Here is a 12,264-nt window from a genome sequence, read left to right on the forward strand (position 1 = left end):
TATTTTGTTGAAATATAATTTTGTCAATGAGTTTAAGAAATCCATAAAATTAATTGAGAATGGAATAAGTATGATATATGAATAAATGTTTTTTATGCTTGAAGTAAACTGTATTACTTAATATAACTATAATATTAATTGTTTGAATATTCAATAAAAAGTCTGAGAAATATCAGTTTTGGTAGAAAATGAATAAATATAGTTAGAAGTTGGATTATTATTTTATAACATTTTGTATTGAGTCTGATAAATTCTATAATAATTTGTTTTTGCCTTAAAATTGCCTTAAAATCTAAACAATTTTAAAACTAATGTACCATAAAAAGCTGATATAATTTAAATATAGTAAAAAATATTATTTATCTTATAGATTGGGGTTTTATTGTTTAATCAATGTATTTATACTATTTAATTTAAATTAAGAGTTTATTAAGGAGTGAGTGTATGAATAAGTTAATTTATATAGCAGATGACGAAGATAATATAAGAAATTTGGTAAAGACATTCTTAAAAAATGAAGGCCATGATGTTATGGATTTTAAAACAGGTGACGAACTTTTAGAGCAATTTAATAAAAAAGAGTGTGACTTAGTAATCCTAGATATAATGATGCCTGGTTTAAGTGGTTTTGATGTATGTACGAAACTTCGTGAGAAGAGTACTGTTCCAATAATAATGCTTACTGCAAGAGATACAGATATAGATTATATTACAGGGATAACTTTGGGTAGTGATGATTATTTTACAAAGCCATTTAGCCCAATGTCTTTAGTTATGAGAGTAAAGTCGATATTTAGAAGGATAGAATTTGAAAAGAAACAAATTTATGATAAGTATGGTGATTCTGTAGATATGGAATTGAAATTTGGTGATATAACAATAAATAAAAAAAATAAAATCGTTACAAATAAAAGTGACAATATAGACTTAACACCAAATGAATACAACTTATTAACTTATTTGTTTGAAAATAGAGACAGAGCAGTTTCTAGAGATGAATTATTAAATAAAATATGGGGATATGATATAGAAGTTGAGACAAGAGCTGCTGACGATACGGTAAAGAGACTACGTAAAAAAATTTTAGATACAAATATTTTGATAGAAACTGTCTGGGGTTTTGGGTTTAGATTAAAGGAGAAAAATTCAGATGGAAAATAAAAATGATAAAAAGAGAGAAAATAAGATTAAATCCATATTTAAATTAAAATTTTCAAAGAAAAATATAAGCATAAAAACTAGAATTTTATTGAGCATATTGTGTTTAATAATTGTAGTCTTTATGATAATATTAGTATCTTTTAATATATTGCTTGATACGTACATAAAAACGACTGCAAATGAAGAACTAACAAAATCTACAGAAATAGTAGAACATATGGATAGCAATTTTAGACCTATTAAGCCTCCTCAAGATGATGGAAAGCTTCCTCCAAAAGCATTATCTAATTTTATGAGAAATGTACAAGATAAAGTTAGGATGGCAGAAACACAATCAGATGCTGATGCTATGGTGGTTGATTCAAAGTATAACTTGATATTTCCAACAAGAGAGGATGATTTCTTAAAGAATATTGATGAGATGGAATCGATTAAAAAGTGTATCCAAAATGAAAAACTCGACTTAAACTCAGATGAAAACACACGTATATCCACTGGAAGTAAAGATTATTATATTTCGACTGTAAAAATTACTAGTATATATGGAGAACAAGATAAATATTTGATTCTTTTTATAGATATATCAAAGACTTTAAATCTAGTTCAAAAGATAAATATTGTATTGATATTTGTAATGTGTTTTGCTGGGATATTAGCAATATTTACAGCAGTAGTTTTATCTGAAAAAATTGCTAAGCCGATAAAAGAGTTATGTGGTTTTGCAAAAAAAATGGGTCAAGGAGATTTTAAAAGAACTTACTTTGACTTTTCAGATAAGGAATTAGTAGAACTTTCAAATATTATGAATAAGAGTGCTGAATATCTTGATAAGTATGATAATGAACAAAAAATATTTTTTCAAAATGCTTCTCATGAACTTAGGACTCCACTTATGTCCATTAAAGGTTATGCAGAAGCCATAAAGTATAATGTAATAGATAGCAAACATGCAAGTGATATAATACTTGAAGAAAGTGATAGGTTGAGTGATATGGTTGAAGATTTGTTATATATTTCTAAAATTGATAATATAACTAAAGATTATGACCTTGTAGAATGTGATTTAAGGGAAGTACTTTCAAACTGTGGTTCTAGACAAAATGTAAGAGCGGCAAATAAAGGTATAAAATTTATTTATGAGTTTGATGAAGAAATGGTTCTATTTGAATGTGATGAAAAAAATGTATCCAAAGCATTTATGAATCTTATAGAAAATGCTTTAAGGTATGCTAAGAGTGAAATTAAAATAGTATGTAAATATAATCAAAAAAATATAGTTGTTTTAGTTGAAGATGATGGGATTGGGATTAATAAAGACGATTTACCTCATATTTTTGAACGATTTTATAAGGGAGTTGGGGGAAATCATGGAATTGGATTATCAATAGTTAAATCTATTGTAAATAAACATGGTGGACGTATATATGCGGAAAATGGTAAAAAAGGAGCTAAGTTTACTATAGTATTTAAGTTATAAAGATAATATTGATATATATTAAAGAAATATGTCAATATTTGAAGTTGTTTTTTACATATATCTATTGTATACTGTTGAAAAAAGAACAATATTAAGCTGACATATATTATAATGGTTGACAATTAAAGTAGATGCTTAAATATACATGCAGAAAGGAAAAGTAAAATCTGAAGTGTATTTAGCTTAAGTAAGCTTCTTATTTTATAAAAAATATGTATGAAAGAACAACTGCTTTTTGATATTACAAATTTAGTAACAGTTATCTTTGAAGCTTTTGTTGTCCATATGTTTTTATCAGATTTTTTAGGTCAGAAAGAAGGATATACAAGAACTGTAAGATATGCTAGATTGGGTTTTATAATATGTTTAGGAGCCTGTAATTTAATAACTTTAAATCCTGTAATCACAACACCTTTAATTTTCATCCTTATTTTTTCATCATCATTTTTATATGAAGGAAATACAAAGACACGATTGTTTGCGACTGTTTTATTAAATGTATTCTTTATATTATCAGAAATTGTGGTAACAAGTATTTTTGTTTTATTTATAAAAGAAGGCTTCGAAATAATGTTTGAAAACAATACTATAAGAGTACCAGCCACAATTTTATCTAAGATAGTTTTTTTATTTATATGCAAGATAGTTTGTTTATTTAAAAAAGATGTACATTCAGATATGCCAATAAAGTATTGGGTTATTTTACTTGCAATACCTTTGTTCAGCTTATTTCTGACTATTTCTATCTTTGATGTAAATAATTTTTTTAGTTCTGAAAGTTTAAAATTTCTAAACTTAATATCAAGTGTTGGTATTTTATATATTAATTTTATCGTGTTTTATCTATTTAAATCTATTATAGATAAAACTAAATTATCTATGAAGTATGAAATACTTGAGCAAGAAATAATTCATAAGGAAGAATTAAGGCTCAGTAATGAACGTTATAAAATTATTGTTGAACAGACTGACTCTGTTGTCTTTGAATGGAATGCTAAAGAAAATAAATCATTTGTATCTCAAGCATGGAATGAAAAATTTGGATATAGTAGTAAATGTGACAATCTTTTAAAAGAGATTATGGATAAAGAATTAGTTCATCAGGAAGATTATAGTGGATTTGAAGAGTTTCTTAAGTGTATTAAAGAAAATAACAAACATAATCAGGTAATCTATCGTTTAAAAAAATCTAATGGCGAATACCTTTGGTGTAGAACATCAGTAACAAAGATTTTTAATGATGAAAATGAACTTTTGAAGGTTGTAGGCGTAATTGTAGATGTAGATAGTGATATAAAAAAATACGAAGAGTTGAAAACTAGAGCAGAAAGTGACTCATTGACAAATATATACAATAAAGGTACCTTTGAAAAATTAGTAGAAGAAGTTATATCTACAAATAAAAGCAATAAAAAAGATGCATTATTCATTATTGATTTGGACGATTTTAAGGAAATAAATGATAATTTTGGGCATCCATTTGGTGATTTTGTATTAAAAACTTTTGCTGAGAAGATACAAGATAGTTTTGGGAATGAAGATTTAGTTGGAAGAATTGGTGGAGATGAATTTGTAGTATATATGCAAGATTATCATTCAGAAGTAAATTTGCATAAAAAAGCTAAAGAATTAAATAGAGTACTTTATGAGAACTACAATGATTTAAGTTTTAGCTTTGAGGCTTCTGTTAGTATAGGTATTGCAAGACATCCTCAAAATGGAAATTCATTTTTAGAATTGTTTAAAAATGCAGATAGAGCTCTTTATAATGTAAAGGCCTCTGGAAAAAATTCTTACTGTTTATTTGAAGAAGAATTATATATACAGTGAATTTAGAAGATATAGTTTGAGTATATAGTTAAATTATTAAAAAAGTTGACTCATGTAGTGAATTTGTAAGTATTTGTTAAAGGCTATGACCATAAAAAGCATAGCCTTATTTTCATGTCTAATTAAGAACTATGTATTTTAAAAGAATTCTATTTATTAAAACCAAATTGTAAATAAGTTTTATAGTTTAAAAATATGTAGGATTCATAAATGGTATTGTAAGTTCTGTGACTTCTCCACTTGGAAAATCTGTCTCTCCCACAATGAAGGGTTCAAGTTTGTCGCTTTTCTGAAACAAGTTTTGAAAGAATTCTACTGGATAATTTTCCTGATTTAAAAATTTTAGATTCTTTTCAAATGCTATTTGTGCAGGATGTTTAACTAGTTCTCTAATTTCTTTCCTTGTGTTTGTGTCAATAAAATATTTTCCACTTTTATCAGAGCGAAATTCTAGGTCTGTTCCTATAGGCATATAAAAAATATTTAAAGTAGTTGGTTCAATATTAACAAGAGTATTAAAATCTACAATTGTCATGTTTTTAGGATTATCAATATACTCTTGTGTATCTGTATCTCCAAAAGCAATTAGCATTTTCTTAACTCAAAATAATGTAATACATATTACCAAACCTATAGCGCTGATAGCCAAAAAAATCAATCCAACTCCAACTGATTTTTTTCTAGATTCAATTTCTTTACAATCTTCTTTAGACATATCTATAATAGGGTATTTTCGTCTACCTATTAAGTATATTATTAAACCACTCGAATTATTACCATTCATAGCAAACAATCCCCACAATTTAGGATGTTTTAATCCACGAGCTTTTGCATCAATCACAGTCATATGATAAATTTGATATACAACACCAACTGAACCCACAAGAGCTACAGCAAAACATATCAAAATAAGCATAGTTTTATTCACTTCCATAATGAGTACACCTCCTAAAATTTTCTTATAATTTGGTAGAACAATGCTGATGAACTTATTATTGCTGTACAAAATACACTAACCATAAAGTAGTAGTTGTCTGGTATAAAGCTATTAAATAGCACAAATAAAATAAGTAATATAATATTGATAATAATTGCAGTTATTAACTTTTTATTACTATTAACTAGATTTGTACTTTCTTTTAAATGTTCAATCATTTTATTATCTCCTTTCAATAATTCATCTAAGCTAATGGAATACAAATCACTTAGTTTGATGACGCTTATAATATCTGGATAAGATTTCTCATTTTCCCAATTTGAAATTGTTTGTCGTGATACATTAATTTTTTCTGCAACTTTTTCCTGTGTCAATCCAGAATTTATACGAGCATTTTTCAGTTTCTTTCCAATTTCCATGTAGCTATCGCTCCTTTCATAATTATTTTGTCATATTGAGAGGGTAAAATCTATCAAATATCTTTTACAATAGTGATTTAAGTGTGTCAAAATATTTTTACATGCCTGTATATGTGTTGAAACAGGTCTTATTTCTTGAGTTAATTTCAATCATTTTTATAGAAATATAAATCTGAAGTATTTCATCAGCATAATCTAGTGTAATACCTGTAATTTCTTTTATTTTATTAATTCTATAAAACAGAGTATTTCTATGGATATTTAAAACTTCAGCTGCTTTGCTTGGTGAATTATTAAAGTAGATATATTGCTTTAAGGTCTCTAAAAAATTAGAACCATTTTTTTTATCTTCTTCAATTAGTTTGGTTACAGCAGGATGATTGAGGTCATATAAATCATAGTTGGTACTAAGTAGCTCGTAGAGGATATATGGTATGCTTTTCCCAAATGGAGAAAAGTTTATGTCATATTTTTGAGCAATTTCACTAGCTTTTTTGGCTTGAATATAATACTTCCAACTATCAGATAGCTTTGAAAATCTTGGGCTTATTCCAGCATAAAGTGAATTTAGTTTTAAGTAATTAATAAATTCTTTATTTTCATGCTCAATTAAATTATGAATTAAAGAATCATTAATAAAAACAACTAAAGTAGACTTGTATACTACACAATTATTAGATGGTATAAATGCACTTAAAGACTGCATAATAAAAGGAACTTTACTGTCAAAGTAATTATTATCTTTGTTTACTATTACCATTATGTTTAATGAATTTGACTTAGTCCAATTTAGATAATGAAATCTTCTGCTTATAGTATCATCATCTAGATACTTTTTTTCCAACAAATCAGAAAGTATATAATTAGGAATAAGTTTTTTATCTATATTAAGCAGATTATTTTTTTGCAATTCTAGAGATAAAGCTTTATTAAGTGATTCTAATAATTTGAAGTGAAATTCATTAAATGGAATTTTCCATTCACAGATAGCTATATGAGCTATTTCAATTTCTTCTACACACACGGATGAGATTAATGTACCAAGCCAGCTGTCTGGTTTATTTTCTTCTTTAATAGATTTATTATAATGTATTTTTTTATGTATATTTTGATATTTTATGTAATTTATTGTTTCTTCGTCTAAATATTTATCTCCATTAGAATCTTCAGTAAGTTGCAATATATCACTAACATCATAAGAATGAGCTAAAACTTTGAAGGTAGAGTCACGAATTATCATGGGATAGCCAAATTCTTCATGTGCTATATCAATTAAATATTGTATGCCTTTATTCTCAGAAACCACATCAAAAAACCTTTGAGAACATAAACTAAGACGTATTTCTTGATTCATAATATTTAACAATTCACTAAAAAGGTCATATTTTTCTTTTTTTGATTTTATGATACAAATATCTGAGTTTAAATTATATCTTTCTAAATCAATGTTAACTTCATTTTGTATAAATATACCTAAAAAATTTATATTGTTCAAATCCACAGTAATATCTGATATATTTCCTAAATATAAACATCCAGTAGTAAATTCAGTTTGATTATTCTTATAAATATTCAAGCTAGTAATGTCTATATATTCATCTGGAAATGGCTTTAATACTGAGATATATTGAGATATATCTTTCATTAAATCTGTTAATTTCATGCTAAACCTCCTCTAATTATATTTGATTGTACTATAGCACAATCAATATAGTATATTTTACATTAAAGTTTAGATTATAACACATAGTTTAGGTAAATTAATTTATATATAATTAGTTATATAAATTAAGAAAATATCAAAGTAAGAAATTTTTAATTAAATAAGAATTAAATTTTTAATAAATAAAAATAAAGGGAGTGTGAAGTATGGCAATAACTAAAATTACTAATGTTAAAATATTTGATGGAGAAAAACTTTCAGAACAAAGGAGTGTTGTAATAGAAGATGGTGTGATATCATCAAAAACAATATCTGATATTACTATAGATGGAGAAGGATGCACTTTACTTCCAGGATTTATTGATTCTCATATACATTTGGATAGTTTAAAAAACTTGGAGGACGCAACTGATTGGGGTATAACTACTATGCTTGATATGGCAACTAATAGTAAAGATGTAGTAGAATCTTTAAGAAATTTAGACGGATTAACTGATATTCGTAGTGTATATGAACCTGTTGCACCAGAATCGCACCCTCATCTTATGGGAATGGGGTTTAAAGATAGTAAAATACACACTATTGAAGATGCTGAAAATTTTGCTAAGAAACAAATTAAACAAGGAGCAGATTTTGTAAAAATCATAATAGAAGACCCTAAAACATCTAAAACGGCTTTTGATTTTGAGACAATAAAAAGAGTAGTTGAAATATCTCATGAACATGGTAAAAAAGTATTTGCTCATGCACCTACAACTATAGCTTATGAATATGCAGAAAAAGCAAATGTTGATGTAATAAATCATATTCCTTTTATAGGTAAATTACCTGATGATGTAGCCAAAAGGATAAAAGAGAAAAATCTTATATCAATTCCAACTATAGTTATGATGGAAAGTATAGTATCAAATATAAAAAAAGCTACAGGAAGAGAAGATGTTAGGTTAGAAACAGCAATAGAAAATACAGCTACATTGAAAAAAGCTGGAGTGATGATATTAGCTGGAACTGATGCAAATAATGATGAAAATTCTATTAGTATAGTGAAACATGGGGAATCTCTTCATCGTGAATTTGAATTATTAGTTAAGGCAGGTCTTAATACAATTGAAGTACTTGAGAGTGCAACAAGTTTACCAGCAAAATTATTAGGTCTTAATGACCGTGGAGTAATAAAAGAGGGAAAAAGAGCTGATTTAGTAATGGTTGAAGGTGACCCAATTAAAGATATAGTAGCAACTAGAAATATAAAAGGTGTATGGATAAAGGGTAATAAAGTAAGATAATGAATTGAGTATTGTTAAAAATAAAAGAAGTTTATGTTAAAGGAGATTGAGAACATGTTATTAAGTAGACCAGGAAAAAATTCTATAGAAGATATAGTGGATAAAAATAGTGTAAAAGAGCTTATAGAATTTGAAAGGTTTTGTAGAGATAATGCGTTATGGGATGAAATGAAAAAATGTTTTGCAAAGGAATCTACTGTTTCAATATCTTGGTATCAAGGTAGTGGAGAGGGGTTCGTAGAAGAATCAAGTAAGATGAAATCTTATGCGCCACATAAAATTTGTGATACATTAGTTTGGGTAAATAAAGATAAGGCAGTATCAATTACAATGGGAGCTATCCATATTAGAAATGAAATAGATGGAAATTTAGTTGAACTTCAGTCAGATGTCAAGTTTCTGTATAAGACTCAAAAGATAGACGATATGTGGTATATAATATCTATGGATGCTATATATGAAAAAGATATAATTTTACCTGTTTATCAGGATGGGGATGTCAAAATTTCTAAGGAAGATATAAAGGATTATAGACCTTCATATGCAAGTCTTTCTTATATGCTTAGTACAGATGGATATAAAATAAATCAAGAACTCCCTGGAATAGATAGACCAGAGAAGGTTGATAGACTTTATAAAGATGCAGAAAAATGGCTATTAGATAACTCTAGAAATTAGTTTAAATATAAATAAAGATGTAGGTGATTTTATATAAAATCACCTACATCTTTTTAAATAAACTTCTGTATGCTTTAGATAATACTATTATAAAATTTATTTAATTTGCTATACTCATTATTAATCTTTACATTCATTTTTGTATTCTTTAGTATCTCCTTTTACATTTTAACTTCTGCTGATATTTGAGTTAGATATTCATTAGAATCTCTTACACTTATATCATATAGGAGATATTCTTCATAAACAAAATCTCCCATATATAAATTATTTTGATTGAAAAATTCTAATAGTTTTTCATAAGTTTTATTAATAGTTTCATAACTTCCTTTATGATAAGCAATTACATAAAGCCCTTTTGGTTTGATTGATGTAGGATATTTCTTATAGTCTTTATTAACTTTTGTAAATAAATATGAATATGACTCAAAATCTCTATTCATTATATCTTCGCCTTTAATGATTGAACCAATCATACCATCATCACCTAAATCATAGTTATCCATAAAGTTAATACATTCATATAAAAAGTTTTCATCATCATCTCCAAGAAAGGGTTCTTTATAAGTAAGAGGCGTTTTGACTAAATACTCTTCCTCATGTTCTTCTAAAGTAATCGTATTTGCATCTATATTACATGCTTTTTTAGTAAATGAAATAGTAGACTCCATTAAAGCCTTAATATTATTCAATTTTTCAATTTCATTGTTAATATCAAGAGTTTTCTTTTCTAAAAGTTCAATTAGTAAACTCGGAGTTCGTTTATCTATGTAAGCTTTAATTTCTTTTAAAGGCATTTTAATTTCCTTAAGAGAAGAAATTATACCCAAAATACTGAGTTGATGGTATGAGTAGTATCTATATCCGTTTTCCTTCTTTAACTCTGGAGAGAAAAGACCTATATCATCATAATGAAAAAGCGTCTTTTTATTGACTCCACAAATCTTTGCAAATTCTCCAGTTGTGAAATAATTTTTCGAAATTTGACTCATAATTAAAATTCCTCCTTGACTATCCTGTTACAGTATAGTTTATCATAATATTCTATAAAGGAGTGTGATTGTATGAAAAAATTAATTCGTTTTTTAAAACCATATAGAGTTTTAATTGTTACAGTGCTGATGTTTACATTTTTACAAACTCTTGGAACTTTATATATACCAACACTTACAGCAAGTATAGTAAATAATGGTGTAGTAAAGGGGGATGTAGATTATATTGTAAAGACAGGTTTAATTATGTTGATAGCAGCAGGTATAACAGCTTTATCAGCTGTTTTAGTTTGCAAAGTATCATCAAATCTCTCATCTGGATTTTGTAGAGATATTAGAGAAGCAGTATTTATAAAATCACAAGATTTATCAATAAATGATTTTAATAAAATAGGAACAGCTTCAATGATTACTAGGAGTACTAGTGATATTACTTTAATAGGTCAATCTTTGTTTATGTTTATTCAGTTGGTATTACCAGCACCAATCATAACAGTTTCTGGTTTATTCTTAGCATATTCTATAGATAAAGTAATGACAATTATTATTGTTACAGTAATGTTTCTATTCATGTTATCTGCGTTTTTGGTTGGTAAAAAAGTTATCAGATTGTTTAAAATGATGCAAATAAAGATGGATAATATGAATAGAGTATTACGTGAAGTAGTAACTGGAGTAAGAGTTATAAGAGCTTTTGATAGAAGTCGTTTTGAAAAAAAGAGATTTGATAGAACTGCAATAGATTATTCTGAAACAGCAATTTCAATAAATAAAATATTTGCAGTACTTATGCCTGTTGTAATGTTAATAATGAACTTAGGTATAGTGAGTATAATTTGGTTTGGTGGTATGAGAGTAAGTAATGGAAATATGGAGATAGGTCATATAATGGCACTGGTTGAGTATTGTATCTTAATATTATTTTATTTAATTATGGGAGTAATGGTATTTATGTACATACCTAGAGCAGGAGCTTGTGCAGATAGAGTAAACCAAATCTTAGACATAGAACCTGAAATTGTAGATGGAAATGGATATAAAGATATTACTTCAGAAAGAGGTCATTTAGTATTTAAAAACGTAACTTTTTCATATTCCCAGTCGGAGGAACCTGTTTTAAACAATATAACATTTGAAGCAAAATCTGGAGAAGTAACTGCAATTATAGGAAGCACTGGTTCTGGTAAATCTACTATTGCAAATATAATACCACGTTTTTTTGAAATTCAATCTGGAGAAATATCTATAAATGGTCAAGATATTAAGAATATGCCTCAAAAAGAGCTTAGAGACAAGATTGGATTTGTACCACAAAAAGCCTTTTTATTTAGTGGGACAATAGAAGAAAATATAAGATATGGAAAAGAAGATGCAAGTATTGAAGAAGTAAAACATGCTGCAAATGTAGCCCAAGCTGATGAATTTATTTCTGATATGGAAGATAAGTATGATTCGTTCGTAGCACAAGGAGGAAATAACTTATCTGGTGGCCAGAAACAGAGAATATCTATTGCAAGGGCATTAGTTAGAAAACCAGAAGTATATGTTTTTGATGATAGCTTTTCTGCATTAGATTTCAATACAGATAAAAGGCTTAGAAAAGCATTGAAGAATGAAATTAAAGATTCATCAGCCATAATTATAGCACAGCGTATAAGTACAATTATGGATGCTAATCAGATTATAGTTTTGAATGATGGAGAAATTGTAGGTATAGGAAAACATAAAGAGTTACTTGAAAATTGTGAAGTTTATAAGCAAATCGCAGATTCACAGCTTAGTAAAGAAGAACTTGCATAGAGTGAAGAATCAATCTGTGTA

Annotated in this window: 11 protein-coding genes; 6 read left to right on the top strand and 5 right to left on the bottom strand. The window is 27.0% G+C overall.

Annotated features, from left to right (window positions below; translation table 11 throughout):
• Window positions 1–444 precede the first annotated feature (444 nt).
• From IC213_RS14060 to IC213_RS14070, 3 genes are all read left to right on the top strand, one after another.
• Window positions 445–1,161 (top strand): response regulator transcription factor, encoded by a 717-nt coding sequence (locus IC213_RS14060; protein WP_054269556.1) that lies wholly within the window; start codon window positions 445–447, stop codon window positions 1,159–1,161.
• The gene (locus tag IC213_RS14065) at window positions 1,151–2,638 is read left to right on the top strand and encodes a sensor histidine kinase (protein ID WP_227863192.1); all 1,488 of its coding nucleotides are present in this window, start codon (window positions 1,151–1,153) and stop codon (window positions 2,636–2,638) included. Before IC213_RS14060 ends, IC213_RS14065 begins: the two co-directional genes overlap by 11 nt.
• Before the next feature lie 216 nt (window positions 2,639–2,854).
• A complete protein-coding gene (locus IC213_RS14070; protein WP_227860804.1) occupies window positions 2,855–4,468 on the top strand; it encodes a sensor domain-containing diguanylate cyclase in 1,614 nt (537 codons plus the stop codon).
• A gap of 187 nt (window positions 4,469–4,655) precedes the next feature.
• Here IC213_RS14070 and IC213_RS14075 read toward each other — a convergent pair whose 3' ends face one another.
• From IC213_RS14075 to IC213_RS14090, 4 genes are all read right to left on the bottom strand, one after another.
• On the bottom strand, window positions 4,656–5,060 hold the full coding sequence (locus IC213_RS14075) for a DUF2185 domain-containing protein (protein ID WP_227851469.1): 405 nt from the start codon (window positions 5,058–5,060) through the stop codon (window positions 4,656–4,658).
• 9 nt (window positions 5,061–5,069) lie between these two features.
• Complete coding sequence (locus tag IC213_RS14080) at window positions 5,070–5,402, bottom strand: hypothetical protein (RefSeq protein WP_227436650.1); 333 nt, start codon at window positions 5,400–5,402, stop codon at window positions 5,070–5,072.
• Between the two features lie 14 nt (window positions 5,403–5,416).
• Window positions 5,417–5,824 carry a helix-turn-helix domain-containing protein gene (locus IC213_RS14085; RefSeq protein ID WP_227436649.1) on the bottom strand — a complete coding sequence of 136 codons (408 nt, stop codon included), beginning with the start codon at window positions 5,822–5,824 and terminating at the stop codon, window positions 5,417–5,419.
• Between the two features lie 97 nt (window positions 5,825–5,921).
• Window positions 5,922–7,487, bottom strand: a complete 1,566-nt coding sequence (locus IC213_RS14090; RefSeq protein ID WP_227863193.1) for a helix-turn-helix domain-containing protein — start codon at window positions 7,485–7,487, stop codon at window positions 5,922–5,924.
• Window positions 7,488–7,693: 206 nt separating this feature from the next.
• Between IC213_RS14090 and IC213_RS14095 the strand changes: the two genes are divergently transcribed.
• Together IC213_RS14095 and IC213_RS14100 are read left to right on the top strand one after the other, a co-directional pair.
• Window positions 7,694–8,773, top strand: a complete 1,080-nt coding sequence (locus IC213_RS14095) for an amidohydrolase family protein (protein ID WP_227863194.1) — start codon at window positions 7,694–7,696, stop codon at window positions 8,771–8,773.
• A gap of 54 nt (window positions 8,774–8,827) precedes the next feature.
• Entirely contained in the window at window positions 8,828–9,451 is a 624-nt protein-coding gene (locus IC213_RS14100) for a hypothetical protein (RefSeq protein ID WP_227482927.1), read from the top strand.
• Between the two features lie 161 nt (window positions 9,452–9,612).
• Here IC213_RS14100 and IC213_RS14105 read toward each other — a convergent pair whose 3' ends face one another.
• On the bottom strand, window positions 9,613–10,443 hold the full coding sequence (locus tag IC213_RS14105) for a MerR family transcriptional regulator (protein WP_227863195.1): 831 nt from the start codon (window positions 10,441–10,443) through the stop codon (window positions 9,613–9,615).
• A 72-nt stretch (window positions 10,444–10,515) separates the two neighbouring features.
• Between IC213_RS14105 and IC213_RS14110 the strand changes: the two genes are divergently transcribed.
• On the top strand, window positions 10,516–12,243 hold the full coding sequence (locus IC213_RS14110) for an ABC transporter ATP-binding protein (RefSeq protein WP_227436639.1): 1,728 nt from the start codon (window positions 10,516–10,518) through the stop codon (window positions 12,241–12,243).
• Window positions 12,244–12,264 lie beyond the last annotated feature (21 nt).

Source organism: Clostridioides sp. ES-S-0049-02, from assembly GCF_020658465.1.
Classification (GTDB): domain Bacteria; phylum Bacillota; class Clostridia; order Peptostreptococcales; family Peptostreptococcaceae; genus Clostridioides.